The 19,382-nt window shown below is 64.3% G+C and carries 12 protein-coding genes and 1 tRNA gene; 7 read left to right on the top strand and 6 right to left on the bottom strand.

All coding sequences use genetic code 11. The annotated features are described in order from the left end of the window. Nucleotides 1-1,145 precede the first annotated feature (1,145 nt). The gene (locus ACPDIT_RS13575; protein WP_423444335.1) at nucleotides 1,146-1,478 is read right to left on the bottom strand and encodes a DUF4404 family protein; all 333 of its coding nucleotides are present in this window, start codon (nucleotides 1,476-1,478) and stop codon (nucleotides 1,146-1,148) included. An 82-nt stretch (nucleotides 1,479-1,560) separates the two neighbouring features. Further along, on the bottom strand, nucleotides 1,561-2,745 hold the full coding sequence (locus tag ACPDIT_RS13570) for an FIST signal transduction protein (protein WP_423444333.1): 1,185 nt from the start codon (nucleotides 2,743-2,745) through the stop codon (nucleotides 1,561-1,563). Between the two features lie 429 nt (nucleotides 2,746-3,174). Between ACPDIT_RS13570 and ACPDIT_RS13565 the strand changes: the two genes are divergently transcribed. After that, on the top strand, nucleotides 3,175-5,004 hold the full coding sequence (locus tag ACPDIT_RS13565) for a heparinase II/III domain-containing protein (protein WP_423444332.1): 1,830 nt from the start codon (nucleotides 3,175-3,177) through the stop codon (nucleotides 5,002-5,004). A gap of 827 nt (nucleotides 5,005-5,831) precedes the next feature. On the opposite strand, the gene panD is transcribed toward ACPDIT_RS13565, so the two are convergent. The 3 genes from panD to rplM all read right to left on the bottom strand — a co-directional run bounded on the left by panD (nucleotide 5,832) and on the right by rplM (nucleotide 7,318). After that, complete coding sequence (gene panD / locus ACPDIT_RS13560) at nucleotides 5,832-6,194, bottom strand: aspartate 1-decarboxylase (RefSeq protein WP_423444330.1); 363 nt, start codon at nucleotides 6,192-6,194, stop codon at nucleotides 5,832-5,834. 265 nt (nucleotides 6,195-6,459) lie between these two features. Beyond that, on the bottom strand, nucleotides 6,460-6,855 hold the full coding sequence (gene rpsI, locus ACPDIT_RS13555) for a 30S ribosomal protein S9 (protein WP_423444328.1): 396 nt from the start codon (nucleotides 6,853-6,855) through the stop codon (nucleotides 6,460-6,462). Between the two features lie 28 nt (nucleotides 6,856-6,883). Further along, complete coding sequence (gene rplM, locus ACPDIT_RS13550; protein ID WP_423444327.1) at nucleotides 6,884-7,318, bottom strand: 50S ribosomal protein L13; 435 nt, start codon at nucleotides 7,316-7,318, stop codon at nucleotides 6,884-6,886. A gap of 737 nt (nucleotides 7,319-8,055) precedes the next feature. Here rplM and ACPDIT_RS13545 point away from each other — a divergent pair. Then, a complete protein-coding gene (locus tag ACPDIT_RS13545; RefSeq protein WP_423444325.1) occupies nucleotides 8,056-9,243 on the top strand; it encodes a XylR family transcriptional regulator in 1,188 nt (395 codons plus the stop codon). Nucleotides 9,244-9,247: 4 nt separating this feature from the next. Here ACPDIT_RS13545 and ACPDIT_RS13540 read toward each other — a convergent pair. Further along, nucleotides 9,248-9,324: transfer RNA gene (locus ACPDIT_RS13540), tRNA-Arg, on the bottom strand. A 2,096-nt stretch (nucleotides 9,325-11,420) separates the two neighbouring features. On the opposite strand from ACPDIT_RS13540, the gene ACPDIT_RS13535 reads away from it, so the two are divergent. From ACPDIT_RS13535 to ACPDIT_RS13515, 5 genes are all read left to right on the top strand, one after another. Continuing rightward, nucleotides 11,421-11,837 (top strand): response regulator, encoded by a 417-nt coding sequence (locus tag ACPDIT_RS13535; protein WP_423444323.1) that lies wholly within the window; start codon nucleotides 11,421-11,423, stop codon nucleotides 11,835-11,837. An 8-nt stretch (nucleotides 11,838-11,845) separates the two neighbouring features. Beyond that, a complete protein-coding gene (locus ACPDIT_RS13530; RefSeq protein ID WP_423444322.1) occupies nucleotides 11,846-12,565 on the top strand; it encodes a chemotaxis protein CheX in 720 nt (239 codons plus the stop codon). A gap of 973 nt (nucleotides 12,566-13,538) precedes the next feature. Beyond that, on the top strand, nucleotides 13,539-14,417 hold the full coding sequence (locus tag ACPDIT_RS13525; protein ID WP_423444320.1) for an alpha/beta hydrolase: 879 nt from the start codon (nucleotides 13,539-13,541) through the stop codon (nucleotides 14,415-14,417). A gap of 868 nt (nucleotides 14,418-15,285) precedes the next feature. Continuing rightward, complete coding sequence (locus tag ACPDIT_RS13520) at nucleotides 15,286-15,789, top strand: CC0125/CC1285 family lipoprotein (RefSeq protein ID WP_423444318.1); 504 nt, start codon at nucleotides 15,286-15,288, stop codon at nucleotides 15,787-15,789. Between the two features lie 659 nt (nucleotides 15,790-16,448). Then, nucleotides 16,449-19,349: a PVC-type heme-binding CxxCH protein gene (locus tag ACPDIT_RS13515; protein ID WP_423444317.1), complete on the top strand. Its 2,901-nt coding sequence runs from the start codon at nucleotides 16,449-16,451 to the stop codon at nucleotides 19,347-19,349. The last annotated feature ends 33 nt before the right edge of the window (nucleotides 19,350-19,382 follow it).

Below are 19,382 nucleotides of genomic sequence, written 5' to 3'. Positions count from 1 at the left end.
GACGCCGGATCCGTGGCCCCTTGGCCCGACCATGTCTTGTCCAAACTGCGCGAACCCCGCCCTGCGGCCCGCGCACTGCACAATGTGCGCGCTCGTTGTTTCCCCTGAAAGCGCGCGCAAGGAGAGACGTCCACCTCGATCGCCGACCCCGCACGGGGCCTCCCCCGGGCACGGGTGCCGCAAAAACAAGGCGGCAGGCCCTCCCCTTCTGAAAGGCCTGCCGCAGCGGCCGACGGCCTGCTGCACGGATTGCGTCTTGACCGGGCCTTGGCGACGCCAGGAGTACCCGGAGCCCGTACCTTTCCCACGCAACCAACGCCAATTAAGGCCGGACTCCGAGGCCGGCAACAGCATCAGCCGCACATTCCCCAAAAGCTACTTCCCCCTGCCGGTCCGGGTTGCAGGCTTCGAGCACGCCGTCGCTGCCGCGAGGGCGCGCCACGGGATGCCTCGCACGGCGACGACCGTCTGCCGCACAGCTGGCCCGCGCACGCCTCGCGCTTTGCCGACCAGCCTGCAAATCTCTTGCGAAAGAGCAGCCAGAACGCATTCCGTACCCTGCCAAACCTCCCAACAAACCCCTCGACTGCCCATCGTACAAATGTTCGATTCACAATCCCGCGGAGGCTCCCCGGCCTCCCTCTTGCCACGAACCCGCTCGCCTCAACCCCATCCGAGCCGGCCCCCTTGCCGAGAGCAGACAATTCCTGACGGCCTTCCCCCGGCGTCTTGGGCAACTGGTCATCGCCCAAGCGCCGTGACGATCATGCAGACACCGCGAGGGTCTCTGTCCCAACGGGATCACGGGTCGCCAGCGAAGCCCGGCACACGATGGATCCATCGAAGGGTCGCGGGTCCGCCGGAGCCGGTTTCCCGGATCTCAACCGACTTCAGGACCCGACCGTGGAAGCGAGCGAAGGCTTTCGGAAGCCGGCCTCCCAAAGAGCGTAATGCATGTTGCCAAGACCAGAGGTGGGTTCGAAAGCCGACCGGATTCCGGGGTGAGCTCCAAGGTTGCAAGGGGAACCTCGGACGTCACGAGTCGTCCGACGGCCCGCAAGCCGGACGGCACCGCGTCAAATGGCAAAGCCCGCCGGCCTCTGCCGCCAGGCCGCCGCCTCCATCCCGGACCCATCCAGAAGCGCTCAGATGCCCAGGTTGGCCAGCATCTGGCTGATGTGATTGACCACTTGCACCAGCCGCGGGTGCGAGGTTTCAAACCGCTCCACCGAAGCTCGAAGTCCGTCCAGGGACAGTTTCACCAAGCGCACATCGGGCTGGCGCCGCGTCGCCTCATGAGCCGACACCTGGGTAAAACCCACGATGCTCTGAGCCGCCTCTTGATCCGTCCGGGACAGGGTCTGGATTTCACGTTTGAGTTCCTGAACCAGGCCCAGCAGTTGGTCCTTCTGGTCCGGGGCCACTCCACCGGCCCGTTGGAGGTGCTCTTCGATTCTTCGAATGGTCTCTTCGATCATGGCATTTGCTTCTGGACCCGGATGGCCCGGCCCCCGCGAGCCCCGGATGACCCGAGAGGGGCCGGCAGCCCCCCACGCCCGGCTACCGTCCCACAAACAACCCCAGTGCCGCAGTATATCCGTGGAGATGATTGGTCCGCCCCACGGGACCAATTTCGCCGTTGCAAAAGAAGCCCGCCACTCCCAGAGGCCCCAAAAACTCCTGGACCAGCCGGGCGTCATGATCGCACACGCCGAACAGATGACGGCCGCGGCCGTTGCAAACACACAAACAACCGCCATACACGCGCCGTCCGGTCAATTCAGTGCGCAACTGTTGCAACAGCTCCCGCAACTCCACATCGGCCGCTTCGGCGTCCCGACACTGAAACTGCACCGTCTGGCCCGGCCGCGGCAATGCCCCCACCGCCAGGACGCCCGAATGTGGATCCGCTCCCAGCAGATTCCGCACCAGGAAGTCCCCGCGCCGAAACTCCTCCCGATACTCATCCGCCGCCAGGCCGATAAAAAGGTTTCCTCCCAATCGTTCCTGCTGATCCGGCGGCAGGCCCTGGACGGTTTGCAGCAACACCTCGTAGGCCGGCCGGTTCGCGATCCGATGGATCAAGTTTTGCTCCACCCGCGTCAACGTCCAGGTCTCGCCAATCGGCGTGCACCCCTGGGCCACGCGCCCCACCAACTCGACCGCTCCCCCGAGGGAAAGCAGAACCCCGCCCTCTTCGAAGACACTCTGATTCAGAAACACCAGGGTCCGTTCGTGACGGAAGTCCGCCCCCGCCAGTCCCCCGATGATCGGCACACCGGGATACGCAGCGTTCCAACTTTTGAGCCACGCGTCCACGTCCATCGTCAATGGATCGAGGAACGCCAGCCAGCCGCGTGCGGACTCCCGGGGCACACCCACCCGGGAGATCCACTGCTCGGGCCCGGTCACCCCTTCCACATCCCCCTGCCTCACATGGACCGCCTGCACTTCCGCTCCGGGCAGGTGATACAACCCCAGGGCAAACCCGCCACGGCCCTCCAGCTCTTGCGCTCCGGCGATCGCCGCACTGGTGGTGCAGCCGGCCAACAACGGCACATGCGCATGCAACTGCACCACTTCCAACAACCCCGGCAGCCGAGTTGACCACGTGGGTGTGAGGAACAAAAGGCCGAAACTCACCGGACCGTTCAGCCGCCGCCGCAAATCGGATGCCCACGCCGCCACTTGGGACTCGTCCCAACGCCCGCCATACCAGGCCGATACCGAAAACGCACCGTTCACGCGGCCAACTTACGCCACCCCACCTCGGACGCAAGCCGGTGCCGAGTCCCCGGGGACTGCCAGCGATCAAAACTCCGGTCGCATGCGCCAGACAAATGCCTGCCGCCTTGGGCGATTTGCTCCGCACCGGATTGAATGCCGACCCGGGGAACCCAGTCAGATCAAAAGGCCATGGACCATCGAGGCCAGCATCCCCAGAAACGATCACCATCCCGGGCGGCGCCACCGGATCCCGCCCGGCCGGTCTCCAAGCCGGGTCGCCCCGGCGCCTTGCCATCGGTGCATCCCGCTCCGGCGTGGCACCTGCGCATCGCCTCCACAGCCCGCGCCTTGGCCGGCTCACATCCGCGGCCGCAGCCCGCTCCCCTGATTCCTCCGCCGCGATGGCTCGCCCTGGCACTCTTGGGATTCGCGTTTCTGCAGACCTGCGTGGCAAATCCCCCGAACGAAGCCCGGGTACGAGCCCTCACCAGCTGGTTGCCCCCACGGCCCGCAGGCGTGGGCCGACCTGTAGCCGACCGTGCCGCCTGGGCACCCTTGCTCCAACAACCGGCCTGGCAAGCCGTAATCCGCGAAGCCGAACAACTCGTCCGGGAAGGGTTACCCGACCAGCCGGACGATCTGTATCTGGACTACTCCCGGACCGGCAACCGGGAACGCTGGCAACGAGTGGCATTCGCCCGGCGGGGTCGGATCGCCACCTTTGTATTGGCCGAGGCAGTGGAGAACCGGGGCCGTTTCCTCGCCCCTTTGGAGGAAACCATTCAGGCCTTGTGCGCCGAACGCACCTGGGTGTACCCCGCCCACGACGGAGCCCTGCGCAATTTCCGGGGAGAAGTGGTGGAAATGGACCTGGGTTCCACCGCCCTGAGCTGGGATCTGGCCACGGCCCATTGGCTGCTGGGAGACAAACTGTCCGAGTCCGCCCGGAGGCTCATTCGGGAGAATCTACAGCGTCGCACCCTCCGGCCCTTTCGGGCCATGATCCGTGGCGAACAACCCGAGGCGTTCTGGCTGCGCGCCACGCACAACTGGAACGCCGTCTGCCTCGCAGGCACGGTCGGCACCGCCTTGGCCATGCTCGACTCCCCCGAAGACCGCGCCTGGTTTGTGGCCGTGGCCGAAGAACGAATCCGCTCTTTCCTGGCGGGCTTTACTCCCGACGGCTATTGCAGCGAGGGACTGGGCTACTGGAACTACGGATTCGGGCATTTCGTCTGGCTGAGCGAGATGTTGCGGCTGGCCACGGAGGGCAAGCTGGACCTGTTGGCCGATCCTCAGGCGCAGATGCCCGCCCGGTTTCCCTGGCGCGCCGAAATCCTTAACGGTTTTTATCCCACGATTTCCGATTGCACGCCCGGCACCAGGCCAGACAGCCGTGTCGTGCGTGTCTTGTCGGGACGCCTGGGACTGCCCCCGCCCGGGGGCGTGACGCCCGGCCGGCCTCAACCGGGTCGTGCTCTCGCCATCACGGTGCTCGCGGCTTTCCTGCCCGAGCCGCTCCCACCTCTCGAACCGCCCAAAGATCTCCCCCCTCTCGATCCGCTGCGCACCTGGTTCACAGACGCCGGCGTCCTGATCTGCCGACCTCGACCCGGGGAGGTCCCTTTCGCCGTCTGCCTCAAAGGCGGGCACAATGCCGAGCACCACAATCACAACGACCTTGGCAGCTTCAGCGTCGTCTTCCGCAGCCGCATGCTCCTGTGCGACCCGGGGGCAGAAGTGTACACCGCCCGCACCTTCAGCGCCCGACGCTACGAGAGCAAAGTCCTCAGTTCCTACGGACACAGTGTGCCCGTGGTGGACGGCCGCCTGCAGCAGACCGGTGCCCACGCACGAGCCAGGGTGCTGGAGACCGATTTTCGACCCGGGGCAGATCGGCTGCGCCTTGAGCTCAAGTCAGCCTATGACGTGCCGGGTCTGACCTCGTTGGAGCGTGAATTTTTCTTCCAGCGCGGAACGGCGCCGGAATTGCAAATCAACGACTCCATGACCGCAACACGCCCGGTCAGTTTCGAAACCGCCCTGATCACCTGGTCGCCCTGGACACGCCGGGAGCCGAACATCCTGCGTGTGGGCGAGGGGCCCGATACCGTCGAAATTCGCATCGACCCTGCAGGAGCGGCATTCGAGATTCGCGCAGAGACCTTGGAGGAAGAAGTGCCCACCCCCCAAAGACCTCGCCGCGTCGCCATTCGACTCACCGAACCCGCCCCCGAGGCGCGGATCCGACTTTTCATCCGCCCGGTCCTAGACTAGGTGGTTGGCACCCACCCGCGTGCAGTCCCGGACTTCTCGGCCGCTCGATCCACCCCGACCTCCGAGGCCGTGGAAGCTCGCAGCCTCGTCCGACTGAGAGCCAGTGGAGAGAGCAGCCGGGCAACTGCCCGGTTACCCGACCTTCGCAGCCCCGCAACATCACCGGAAGCGGACCGGAGCTTCGTCGATCCAGCCTCGTGGCGGCGGTCCGGAGTGCCGTCCCGCGGCTCTCTTGGATTGGGCTGGATGTGCCGCGCCCTTTTCTCCCGTGACTTCGGGCAGTTGGCGGGCTTTTCCCGAGCCGCAAGGGGCCTGCGTCTGGCTTCAAGGGCATTCTCAGTTTTTGAGCCCGGGATTAGAATCCAACGCAACGGCGTTTGCGGCCGGCTTCCGCCTGCCGAAGCGCTGGAGTTGCCGCCACGCTTTGCGGGATATCCAAAATCTCAGACCCGCCGCAGACGCGGTGGGGCGGTTGCCCGGACCGTTCTGCCTCCTGGCCGAAGCCCTCGGCCGTACGCAAGCCACGAAAACGCACCGAACCGCCGAAGCGGTGGCCCGGAAAACGCCGTCTCCTTTGTTGTCCCAAAGGCGTGGCGCTGCGGAATCCGCGGCACCGACGTTCTCAGCCGGTGAATGGCCGCCTTCTCCATGCTTCCTGCGGGCAAGGGAAAGCCGGTCCGCCACTTCGCCCTTTGGCGGCGCCAAAGCCCCAGGGCCTCACGGGGTCCCGCCAAAGACAGCCATTGAAGATGCTTGCACCTCTTTCTACAGCTAGCCAACTGTCCGCTCGCCGGGATGGGATGCTCAAAACGGGATCACGAATCGATTCAGACCCCCCGTTCGTCCAAAATCTCGTTATGCGCGCCCAGCACGATCACCCGCGGTTTCCACCTCCGCGCCTTGGCCTTGTCCACCCAGCTGTAGCTCATGATGGTCAGTTGGTCTCCGGGCTTGCCCAGATGCGCCACGGCACCGTTCAAAACAATGGCCCGCGACCCCCGCGGGGCCGGGATGGCGTAGGTCTCCCATCGGGCGCCATTCGCCATGTTGCCGCACAGAATCTTCTCGTAGGGCAGAAGCCCGACCTTGTCCATCAGCTCCTGGTCAATGGCCAGGCTGCCCTCGTACTCCACATTGGCGGCGGTCACCCGCGCCCGATGAATCTTCGATTTGAGCAACAACACTTGCATACGTGCCGACGCCCGGAGCCAACGCGTGCCGGCCCTGGCGCCCTCCCGCAGGGTTCAATATAGAGTCACCCCCCGGCGATTCAATCCGCAAGCGGAAGCCCGTTGCCGTGATCGCGTCTCCGAACCCCGCGCCTTCGCGGGCACCGACAATCCCACAAGGCACTCGAAATGCCGCCACCGACTGTCCCCCAAACAAAAACCCTGCCGGCTCTTTGGAGCCGGCAGGGTGGCCAAACCAGGTCCCGTTCGGGACGAAAGGCTCGCCCTACCGCTTCGAGTATTGGAAGCGCTTCCGGGCACCCGGCTGCCCGTACTTCTTCCGCTCCTTCTCGCGTGCGTCGCGGGTGAGCAGGCCCTCTGCACGCAAAACCGGACGCAGATTCGGGTCCATGCGCAACAACGCCCGGGCAATCCCCAAACGCACCGCCCCGGCTTGTCCCGAAAGCCCGCCGCCCCGCACATTCACGCGGATGTCGAACTTGCCGTTCATCCCCGTCGTCACCAACGGCTGGAGGGCGTGCACCCGGAGGGCTTCCAGCGGGAAATACTGCTGAAACGGACGACCGTTGATCATGATGCTGCCCGTCCCGGGCAGCAAACGCACCCGGGCCACCGCGGTTTTCCGACGGCCCGTGCCCCAGTATTGAACCGTTTCACTCATGGTCAATGCTCCAACGTTCCACCCCGGCTCAACGCGACAAGGCGATCGGCTCCGGACGCTGCGCCGCGTGCGGGTGCACACTGCCCCGGTACACCTTCAGCTTGGTCAGCAACGCCCGACCCAGCCGGTTCTTCGGAAGCATCCCCTTGACCGCGTGCTCGATCAGGAATTCCGGGTGCCGCGCCCGCATCTCCGCCACCGTGCGGTACTTTTCGCCGCCCTTCCAACCCGAGTACGACATGTAGGTCTTCTGGGTTTCCTTCTTGCCGGTCAGGACGACCTTTTCCGCGTTGATCACGATCACAAAGTCCCCGGTGTCCAGATGCGGCGTGAAAATCGGCTTGTTCTTGCCGCGCAACAGATCGGCCACCTTCGCCGCCAACCGACCCAGAACCTGCCCGTCGGCGTCCACCACGTACCACTTCCGGGCATCCGGATTCACCTTTGGCAAATACGTCTTCATGCAACCTTTCGCAAATTGAGGCGGCGAATGTAGCAAATCCCCCGATCCCGTCAATACGCATGTCTGCCGCCGGAAACGCCCCACCGCTCGTACGGTCGGTGAAAACCGAAGCGGGGACGCCCGAAGGGGTGGACGTCCCCGCCGAACCAGTTTGTCCTCAACCGAACCTCCTTGGTAAAGCCTCGGACACTGGCAACCTGCTCTCCGCCTGCTCTTTGGGCGGGAACTGCCGGCGCCAATCCGTCGTTTCTGCCGATAGAATAGCAGACAGATTGCGACGAGGCAACCGGCGGGTTTCCAACCCGGGCGACCGCGGGTGCATTTCCGTTTTTGAGCCCCGGATCCAGGAATCCCCATGAAAAGCCGTTTTCCCTCGGTTTTCCCGGGCCGAAGCACCCAAAGTTCGGCCGAGCCTTCCCCGGGGTGTCCCAAACCTGAAGCGCCCCGCGACCGGGCAGGACTCGGTCCTTCGACTGGACAGAACCGAATGACCGACTCATGCTCGAGCTCCAACGGAATCAGAGGCCTGTAGAAAGGTCCACCGCCCCGGAAACCTGCGGTTCCCGAGACCGAAGGGGTTCCGGGCGCCCGTTACAGGCCGTTCGAGACGCCCGATGGCCAGATTCGCGCAGACCCCAAAGGGAGGTGTTGCGAAAGGTGGTGCTGCGGCGGGCCCCCGGACGGAGCCGTTCCTGCCGGGCCGGCCAGCCAGACCATACCGCCGCGTCCTGCTGTTGGTGGAGACCTCGCTTGCCTCCGGCCGCGACATCCTTCGGGGCATTGCCCGATACGTCCGAGAGCGCGGCGATTGGGCCCTTTTTCACGAACCTCGTGGTCTGGATGTTCAGGCCCCCTCCTGGCTGGCCGATTGGGAAGGCGACGGCATCATCGCCCGTGTACAGTCGCCGCTCTTGGCCCGGGCCGTCCGTGCCACCGGCCTGCCGGCCGTGGACGTGCTCGGACTGGTGCCGGCCGCAGGGCTGCCCCTGGTGCACGTGGACGACCGGGCCATTGCGCGCATGGCCGTGGAGCACCTTTATGAACGCGGGTTCCGGCATTTCGGGTTCTACGGATTGACCGAGGAGAACTGGTCCCTGCGCCGACGCGATTTCTTCTGCCAACGCGTGCACGAACTGGGCGGCACGGTGTCCGTTTGCGAGCAACCGCGCCATGACGGCGACACCGCCCGTTGGACCGAACGCGAACGCGAACTGCTGAGCTGGATCACCAGCCTGCCCAAACCCGCCGGCGTCATGGTTTGCAGCGATCAACGCGGCCTCCAGTTCCTCGAGGCTTGTCGCCAGGCCGGCGTCTCCGTTCCGGATGAGCTCGCCGTAATCGGCGTGGATAACGACGATGCTCTCTGCGAGATTGCCTTTCCTCCCCTCTCCAGTGTTTGGCCCGCGCACCAGCGCGTCGGCTACGAAGCCGCCGCCCTCCTGGACCGCCTCATGGCCGGCAGCACGCCACCCGCCGAACCCGTGCTGGTTCCGCCCATCGGTGTGGTGACCCGGCGTTCCACCGATGTCCTGGCCATCCCGGATCGCAGCCTGGCCAGGGCCCTCCAGGTCATCCGCGAACAGGCCTGCCGGGGATTGAGCGTGGACGATGTGGCTGCGGCGGCCGGCCTGTCCCGAAGCGTGTTGCAACGCCGCTTCCGGGCGCAGCTCGGACGCACCGTTCATCAGGCGATCCTGGACGTGCGAATTCGCCGCGCCTGTCAGCTGTTGCGGGAGACCGATCTGCCCATTCCCGAAGTGGCCGAACAGTCCGGCTTCAAACATCAGGAATACTTGGGGGCAGTGCTCAAAAAGCGCCTGGGCAAAACCCCCGCCCAAATCCGAAGGGAAGCCGAAGTGCGGCCCCAACCTCCGACCACGCTGTCGGGGACGGACCGTCCCGGACACACGCCGAGTCAAGACTAAAAAATGGTGCGCGAGGCGGGGGTCGAACCCACAACCTTCGGCTCCGGAGGCCGACGCTCTATCCAATTGAGCTACTCGCGCACCCGGCCACACCATACGCCAACGCTGCCGCGGCGGCAATCCCTTTGCCACAGGTCCGACTTCCTCCTCCTCCCCGGCCCGGCGCCCCCGGCGGTTGGCTGCACCCACACCGGGCGGGCATCCCACCTTGAAGCGCCCAGCTCGAACTGCCGGGCCGAGCCATCCATCGCACAAGCCCGGTTTCTGCACCCTCGGTCGATCCTCCGACACAAACCGTGTCGCACTGCGCACCTCCACCGGAGTTGCCCGGCAAGACCAACCGCGCCCCATGGTCTGACGGATCCATTGGCAGCAAGCCCGCCCGCCTGAGAGGGCGGCTTTCCGTTTTCGAGCCCTGGATGCAAGCGGCCCAAGGAAATGCCTTTTCCCAACGGCTTTCCCGTGTGGATGACGCGCGAAGTTCTGCCAACCCTCCAGAGGCTTCCTGGAACTGAACTGCGGCCTGACAGGAAATCTCCGTTGCCAAAGGAGCGCTGAGTGCGCCGGGGCTGTAAACGACAGATCTCCCAAAGCAGCCCCATGCGAGTACCTCCTCCCCGGCCTCACCCAGAAGAAAACGTCTCTCGCCATCGGCGCGCCTGCGAATCCGCCCCGACGAGGCGCTGCTGGGCCGCTTCAGGTAGGCGCCTCGCAACGCCGGACTGCGTCGCTGCCAGGTACACCGTTGCGCCTCCAGTGAGTTGTGCGATTGCCCCACCGGAGCAATGATTCTCCAGCCCGTACAACCCCTTGGGGAACAAGGGTTCGACAATTCACCCCGCCCTGAAGGGGCGGAACCCGGGTGTAGCACGCCGGGCCAGCGCCGCGGGAAGTCCTCGTGTTATGCCCTTTCAGGGTGCGGTGAGAACAGATGTCGGAAGGTCGCGGGGCGCTGCTTCGGCCTAACCGACTGAATGCGGCTCCGGCGCGTCGGTTGTCCACCCCATCGGGATGAGAATTCAGCAGCGCAGGGCAACGCCGTGGGTGGCCGGGTTCTCACAATTCATCTCCCCCTGAAGGGGGCAGAATCCAGAGGGGCCCGCCCGGCCCTCGCGACAAGGGTCGAAAGGTTTCGCTGCTCCAGGGCCCGGCAAGTTCTGGGGATGGAGTTCTCGGAGGCGTTGTTCCGGGCTAACGGGCTGAATGGGCCTTCGGCGCGTGGATCGCCCCGAGCGATGCGTGGACTGCGAAGGGCGCATTTCCTTTTTCGAGCCCGGGGCCCAGGGAAATGTTCTCGTTATTTGCCGCACTCGAAAAGAACGGTCACCAGACCCGCCACGGCTGACGGCAAGGCAGGAATCACGTCCGGACCTCTGGCCACCGTGGCAAACCTCCCTCGGCGAGGACGAGCCCTTCCCCGACAGCCGCGGATCCAGCCCCTGCCATCCTGCCCCCGCAGATTCCAAAACAGCGGGTTGCTCCGAAAACGACCCTCCATCGCTCATGGAGATTGGCCCCTTGATGCCGGCAAACGCGTTTCTCCAACCTCACACCGGGGACTCGACGTGGGCCTGTGGGGGCACCAGGTCTTTGCGATTCAACCGCTTGGGGATGCTTTTCATCGAGGAGCGCTTGTTCAGCGCCCTCTCGTCGCACCGGTCAACTCCGCTCGGCCGGCTCCATCCGACTACCTCGATCCACCGGGACCCTCGACCGTTGCAGCCGCGCTGGCAAAATCCCCTTGGAGCGGTCGCGCATGATCCGGCCCGCTTCCACTCCCGCCGGGGCAAAATTCTCCTCAAGCTGACCGAGCCCTTGCCGATGAAGGGCCGGAACATGGGTTGGAAACTCATGAGGAGTGCACCGCGTGGGGAACCGCAAGCAACCGTCCCGGACGACCTGAGCCGGGAGGACTTCGATTTCATTCGCCGCCTGGTCTCCGAGCGCAGCGGCATCCACCTCGGACCCGACAAGCGTCCCCTCGTGGTCCATCGCTTGCTTAACGCGCCTTCGAGGGCCGGAGCGGTACAGGATCCCGAAAACTGGCACATCGCCCCGCCGAAGCGTGGCCCCTCCGCCGCCAGGGCGTCCATCCGGGGAGATTTGCATGCTGCCTTTTGGCGCACTATCCAAAAATTCACTCGTGTTCCGCACTTGGGGCCCGGGACTCATCTGCCATGCCTGTGCGAATCCTTAGCGTCGACGACAGCAAAACCATCCGAATCCTCGTGAGAAAAGCCTTGCGTGGTTATGACTGCGAGGTGCTCGAGGCCACCAACGGGGAGGAGGGGTTGGCCATTGCCGCGCGGGAAAAACCGGACGTCATTTTGCTGGACGTGACCATGCCTGTTATGGACGGCGTTACCATGCTCACCAAACTCAAGGAAACACCGGAGCTTCGGGCGATTCCCGTCGTCATGATCACCGCAGAATCAAGTTGGGATAGCTTTCAGCATTTTACTCGTCTGGGTGCCCGGGACTATTTGGTGAAACCCTTTCGAGAGGACGAGCTCTTGCAGGCGGTCTCGCGGATCGTGGTGCTTTCCCCCAAACCTGGCGGGACGCTCGAACCCACCATCCCGGCGGGGCAATGAGCAGGGGCGTGACGAACTTCCACGGCTCGGCCAGAGGCCGGGACTTGGAATCCCTCCCGGAAAGCGTCGCTCGCCTCACCCAGCTGGTAGCTCGGCGGGACGCCGACCTGGAAGAGATTGCAGCGGTCGTCGCAGGAGATGCGGAACTCAGCCGCCGCCTGTTGGAAATCGCAAACCCGCGGGCCACCGGAGCGGGCCTCTTTGTGGTGGAAACAATCGAGGAAGCGCTCCTCCGAGCCGGGCTCGGCTGTGCACTCCTGCTCACCATGAGCCATCCGCTGACGTCTGCCATCGTTCGGACCTTCCGGAGCATGGCCGGTATTCAACTGGTCCGTACCCCTCCAGAGGACCTGACACCTCTACGCGGCCGTCATCTTCGGGGTACAATCGGGTTCCACGGCAGGATGGAAGGCACAATCGAGCTGAGAATGAGCCTGCGGGCAGCCCGCCGCGTCGCTGCAACCGTCTTGGGTATCCCTCCCAAAGATCTAGAGACACCAGATCTTCTCACCGACACGGTCGGCGAATTGCTCAACATCGTAAGCGGAGATTTCAAATCCAGTCTTTGCAATGCCGGCTTGCGTTGCCGTCTTTCTCCACCCCAGGTTGAGGAAACCGACGGATGCCATTACCCCAAGAAATCCGACGCATGCTTTGAATGCATGGCATTCCGAGGTCCTGCGTTGAAACTGTTCGTTGGAATCGTCGTCACTCAGTGGCCGTGCTAGAAACGTGTGCACCGGGGGGACCGGCATGAACGCACTCCCGTCGACCCAAGGAGGAAGAAGTTCACCTGCTACGGAGGAGCGGAGCGATCGGAGCTCGACAGTCCCATGTGCATTCTCGTCACCCGTGGCCAAGACCAAGATTCTGCTTCAAGCCCCTGTAAAGAAGACCAATCCCTGCCATGCCCTCAGCTGCTTATGGCCTCCACAAGGCCATTATGGGTGAAACCTCCTCCACGGCTCGAACCTCACAATCTCGCCCCATCGCCCCAAAACCTGCCGGACTTGTTTTCCTGCGGTGCGCTCCCGGGGATGGACCAGCCCCTGTCGACAGCAAGTCAGGCAGAATGAACCCGCCCTTCGTAGCTGACCTGCTCCCCATGCCGCCGCCGGAGGAAAACCCCGTGCCCCGTTTCCACCTCGAGCGATGATCATCACCCCGGCCTTCCAAGAGGGCTCCCGGTAAAACTCCCCGGCGCTCGGGTCCTGCAGGGCGCCGGCAGGAGCAGGGGGACGCGACCCGCCTGCCGCGGCCCGGCCCTGCCAGGAGCCCTGAGGAGGGCCGCCCTCAGTTCCCGCAGCCTTGCGAAAGGGCGTCGTAAGAGCCAAAGGGGACAACGATTCGCAGAGCGCTTTCCCACAAGGCTCCCCGGGCAAGCGATCGAGCCCATGGCCATCTCGGCCAGCGCACGCCCGTTCGGAGCGGGTCTCCGCGGAGGTGCACGGAATCGTACCAGTGCCGGAGCCGGGAGGGTCGTAACTCCCCGCGGACAGCCGGAGCAATCCATCGGGGGTTGACCCCGCGGTCCGGGGACCTGCATCTCCGGGATCCCGCGCGAACACCGCTCCCCGATCAGCCACCGGAGCGGGTTCTCGTTTTCCCGGCCTTCGTTCAGGCCAGGTTTACCCCGCTCGCGCCCACCACCGCTTGGTGTAGCGTTGAGCAGCAGACCACTGGAGCCTATGCTCTACGGCCATGAAATCGTTCTTGGGATTCTTCGTGCTCGGGTGCGTCTCGTTCTGTCTTGCTCAAGGGCCTGCGCCGATTCCCCTCTGGCCAGCCGACCCGCCGGGGGCCCTGGGCCGCGAGGAGAAAGACATTCCGACCCTGACGCCCTACCTGCCGCCGCCCGAGCGCGCCACCGGCGCCGCCGTGGTCATCTGCCCGGGAGGCGGCTATGCGACATTGGCCCCTCACGAGGGCGACCACTACGCTCGCTGGTTGAACGAGCTGGGAATTGCCGCCTTTGTTCTGAAATATCGCCTCGGCTCTGCCGGTTATCGCCACCCCGTCATGCTCCAGGATGCTGCCCGCGCCGTGCGCCTGGTCCGGGCACGCGCCGGGGAGTGGAAGCTGGACCCGGGTCGGGTCGGCATCATGGGTTCCTCGGCCGGCGGGCATTTGGCCTCGACCCTGCTCACGCATTTCGACCTCGGAAACCCTGGGGCCGATGAGCCGGTGGAACGGCAGAGCTGTCGCCCGGATTTGGGAATCCTCTGTTATCCGGTGATCAGTTTGTCCGGCCCTTTCGCGCATCGGGGATCGCGCGATCAGTTGCTCGGCAAGGACGCCCCGGAGGACCTGGCCGTGGCGCTTTCCAACGAACGGAATGTTACCTCCAACACTCCGCCGTGTTTCCTGTGGCACACCTGGCAGGACAAAGGGGTTCCGATCGAAAACAGCCTGGCCTTTGCCCGTGCCCTGCGCGAGGCCGGTGTGCCGTTCGAACTGCACATCTTCGAACACGGCGGCCACGGCATCGGGCTCGGTACCCGCGAATGGGACCCGGACAAGCGACACCCTTGGACGATCGCCTGCGCCCATTGGCTGCGCCAACGCGGCTTTGCCCGCTGACCGGTAGGCTCTGAAAAAGCTCGCGACGCCATCGCCGCGCGCACCGGGCCGCTGACAACCGAGCCACCGAAACCTAGGGGGCCCGTTCTGCCCTGGCATTGAACAGCGCCGCGTACAGACGAGCCCGCAGACCAGCCAACCATGGATCCACACCTCTGCGCGGCCTCAGGTGGGCCCCTGCAGTCACCTGCAACTGCCGCCACCTGCTCCCATGATCAATCCATGAGTCAACCGCGGCCTTCCGCTGACAATTGGAACAGCCCATGTCTCACGCCCGGCTTCTCCCGACACCTGGATACGGGCATTCGACGCCCGCCTATACACAGGCACCGAGTGAACAGCGAGGCCTCAGCAACCCACATTCCATGCAGCATCAGCTTCCAGTCGCTGGGTTCCGCAGATTTGCTTAAGCTTTACATACTCCTGCCGATACTTGAACCGAATGCACGATGCGCGCGGCTGATCACGACGAGACCAGAGCCCCGTCAAGGCTCTTAGCCTCTGGGTGCGGACGCCAACGTCCCCAAGCGCTGCCAGGCCACACGCCAGTGCCTGCCAACCCTCCCTCCGCTGCGACTCCAAGCTTACGCTGCAGGCGACAACAGTATTGCCCTTCGCCCAATTTGCGATGCGCGTCAGGCACACTTTACGGCCACCCTCCGCGCCCGCACGCACTCTACGCGATCCTGAATCTCGGCCCCGACGCCCCGCTCCCTTCCCCGCTCCACCCGGCACCCGCGCACGTCGCCTATACTATCACTTGTTCACATTGCACCAATCGCGCTGCCGCCTCTAGCCAAACCTTTCCAACACCTCGAATCTCGAGCAACAGTTCCCTCACTTCAACGCTACCAACAACCTCCTGACTATGAAGAGCGTCGCCTCATTCGCTGCTTGTCTTGGTTGCCTTCTGGGTCTCCTCGGGTGCGCTACACCATACCAACGCGCCAATCTGTTAGGCGGCTACACTGACGTCGCCCTGGCGCCGGACACTTTCCGCGTGTCCTTCGCCGGAAACGCATATACGAGTTCCCGTCGTGCCTATGAGTATGCACTGCTTCGCGCAGCGGAAGTCGTCGCCATGAACGGTTTTCGATATTTTTGCATCGTTAAAGCCAAGGAAGATTCTTATGTTTCGACAACGGTCACACCCGGCTACTCGCAAACGACGGGCTACATCAGCAACACAAGCGGTGGCCAAGCACAGGTAAATGTGGAGACTATGCATATTCCCCCTCAGGTAGTTACTTCCTCGAAACCAGAGGTGACTCTGGTAGTAAAGGCATTCCAAAATAAACCTGATGATCATGACGTGTTCGATGCGCCATTTCTAATACAGTCTCTGCGCGCTTACTATGGGCTCCGCCCATAATGTTTCGCTTAACAACTTAGGCAACAATGTCCATATATGCTCTTGGGATTGAATGTACACGGCGCTGCACGGTGTTTTATCGACAACGGAGCCGTGACATTTACCAACGAATCGATTCATCGCCACACGAAGGACCGGATATGGACTTCCGTACTTTTTCACCGCCCTTTTAATACCGTGATGCACGTCCTCATGTGTAATGTCCAGGTCTAGCCGATTGTGTAGTTCAGTGTCCTTTTACGTTTAAGAGCATCTACGAACCTTCTCGCGCTTCAGCAAAGCCGGACCGCTCGAACATTTGCTTTGCGTCACCCAGGGGCGATTCCGCCTAAGCGCGAAGTCTGGGACTGTTTCAGCACCTGAGCGTAGCGTGTCACTGGCGTGAATATCGTACGGTAACGACTCCCAGTCCATGCAATGCCGGCTCTCAAAACCGAGACCAACTCTGCTGATGGCTTTGGAATCCATTGGCGAAGCCTTTGAGCCATGTAAAAAGGGGGCTTTGGCTTACCGACCCGGGATTTTGTGGCCACACTTTGTGCCAACGCAGGAGCGACTGTGTGGGACCACATTTCCTTGGCTCAGGTTGCGCCATTCAGTCCATCGTCGAATAAAACGGATGCTTGTATCGCAAAGGTCGGAGGCCCATGGTGAAGTGCATGCAAGGAGTCCGAACGCTGCTGGTGCTCCTGCTGAGTGCGTGGGGTTGGGCCACAACCGCCGCGGCGGCACCGGAGACATCGCCCTCCGCCGGGGAATTGCGGGTCGCGCCCGGGTTCCGCGTGGAGTTGGTGGCCGCCGAACCGCTGGTCTTCGATCCGGTGGCGATGGCCTTCGATGGGGACGGCCGGCTGTTCGTCGCGGAGCATCGTGATTTCCCCGGCATGGACGCCGCGCCGCCCCGGTTGGGCCGGATTCGGCTCCTCACCGATACCGACGGCGATGGCCGCATGGACGTCAGCCATGACTTCGCGGAAAATCTCGCGGCTCCATCTGCGGTGTTCTGTTGGAGCAACGGGGTACTGGTCGCGGCAGCCAACCAGATCCTGCTTTGCCAGGACACCAACCGGGACGGCCGCGCGGATGTGCAGGAGGTGCTCTACACCGGGCCCGACGTGTCGCCCCAGCGCGCCTTCGGCGGTATGGCCATCCGTGGTTGGGCATGGGGCTGGGACCATCGGTTGCATGCGGGTGCGCGCGGGTTGGGACTTCAATTGCTGCCTCCCCCTGCCGAGGACCCGTTGAGCGCCGGGCTCAACGATCATGACCTGGTGTTCGATCCCCGCACGGGCATGGCCGCCGTCGAAAGCACCCACGGTTCGGTCGCCGTGGCGTTCGACGCCGCAGGCCGCAAGCTCATCGCGCGCCCGGACCTGCCCGTGGCCGAGGTGATGTGGCGCGCGTTCCACGTGGATTTGGCCGGCCCGTGGGTCCCGCCCCCCGCGGCCCTGGAGCTGACCGGCCCGCTTTCTGCATGGCCTCTATCCTCCGGTCGGGATCATGCCACCAATCGAGTGCAGCCCACACCCTCCCGGACCCTGCGTTGGTTCTCTCAAATCACTTCGCTCACCGTGTACCGGGCTCCGTTGTTTCCGCCCCAGTATAGCAACGATGTCTTTGTAGCAGACGCCAGGGCCGGAGTCGTCCGACGTTTCAAACTGGCGGATGCCGCTCCGGAACGCACTGTCCTCCGTGCGCCCGATCCGGCAGGCGAGTTTCTTTCCAGCACCCATCCCTGGTTCCGTCCCGTGCAATTGACGGTGGGCCCCGAGGGGGCGTTGTACGTCGTGGACTTGCACAGGGAATTCGTCGACCTCCCGGAAGCACTCCCCCCAGACCAGCAGGAACCGGCCCGACTTCGACGGGGTGCGGACCGCGGCCGGATTTATCGCATCGTGCCGGTCAAATTCCAGCAACCCTCGCCCCCCCGCCTGGAGCACGCGCCGCTGCTCGAAGTGCTCCGAACTCTGGCTCATCCCAATCCGTGGCACCGAGAGACCGCGTTGCGCCTGATCTGCCAGCGACAGGATCCCGCTGCGGTCCCGTTACTGAGCAACATGGTGGCGACGGCACGAAGCCCCCTGGCCCGTCAACACGCCCTGGATGCCCTGGGAGGCCTGAACGCGCTGCATCCGGCGATTCTCTCCCGCGCCCTGCAGGACACCAACGCAGCCGTCCGCTTGCAGGCCGTGCGGTGGATGGGCACGCTGGCGGAAACCGGAGCGCGAATCCCGGATGGGCTTTGGGTCGTTTTGCGCCGGCTCAGTGCGGATCCCTCGCCCCTGGTCCGCTACGAACTGGCCTTGACGCTGAATCGTTACCAGGCGCCCCAGCGCGAAATCGCATTGCTCGAAGTGCTGCGCCGCCAACCGGACAGCCCGTACACACGCGCGGCCGTTCTCGTGGGCCTTTCCCGCGATCCCGGGGACAGCCTGGCTCTGGCGATGCTCGACCCGACGTTGACCCGAAGCCCGGGAGGACGACTGTTCCTTCGAGAGCTTGCTCGTCTGACCGGCCTGCTCGAACACGGCCCGGGGATTCAAAACATCCTGACAGCCGTGCAACGGCTTCCGGATGCAGAACTGGGCTTGAGCCTGATGACCGGTCTCCAAGAGGGTCTGCGCATGCGTGGCGACACCGTGGCGCGCTTCGCAGAGTGGGAGCCTTTCGAAACCGCCTGGCAAAAAACCCTGCTGGCCGTGGAAGACCGTTCCCTGCCCCTGCCCACGCGGGTCGAGGCCGCGCGCCTGCTCTCAGCACTCCCGTACCTGACAACCCGGGACGTTCTGCTCCCGCGCCTGATGGCCTCCGAGCCTCCGGAACTGCAACAGGCCGCCTTGCTCACCCTCGGATCCTACGCCGGCACAGACGCCGTCGCCACCCTTGTGGAACGCTGGCCCAACCTCGCCCCGGCCGCGCGGGCCACCGCGCTCCGCGTGCTCATGGCCCGCCCGGAGACCGCCCTGGCCCTGCTCGGGGCCATCGATCAGGGTCGCCTCCCACACCACATCCTCGGGCCGTGGGAAGTGGAAGGGCTGCGACGTTACCCGGCCGCCCAGGTGGCAGAAGCCGCCCAGAAACTGCTCGGCCCACCCGGCTCCACCAACCGCACCGAACAGGTGAGCGGGTGGCTTACGAATCTACCCCCCGCGGGCGTTGCGGAACGCGGTCGCGCCTTGTTTCAACAACGATGCGCCCGCTGCCATCGATTCCAAGGAATGGGCAGCGCATTCGGACCGGATCTGGAGGCATCCCTACCCCGGGGGCGCCAGGCCCTGTTGGTCCGAATCCTCGACCCCAACCGATCCATTTCTCCGCGGGCAGAACTGCGGTGGATCGAAACGCGCGAGCAGGGATTCCTTCTCGGCACTGTCCTCGACGAAAACCCTGCCGGCCTTTGGGTCTTGACCTCCGACGGCGAAACCCTGGCCCTGCCGCGTGCAACCGTGCGCTCGCTGAGTCCCTTGGGCCGCTCCGCCATGCCCGAAGGGTTGGAATCCGGTCTGACCGCGTCTCAAATGGCCGATCTGCTGGAGTTTCTGGTCGAACCTCGAAACTGATCCGCTCGCCCCGACACCGCGAATGGGACCCCG

The organism is Limisphaera sp. VF-2 (assembly GCF_049537125.1).
In the GTDB taxonomy this organism is placed as follows: Bacteria; Verrucomicrobiota; Verrucomicrobiia; order Limisphaerales; family Limisphaeraceae; genus Limisphaera.
This window is presented reverse-complemented; position numbering and strand designations above follow the sequence as displayed.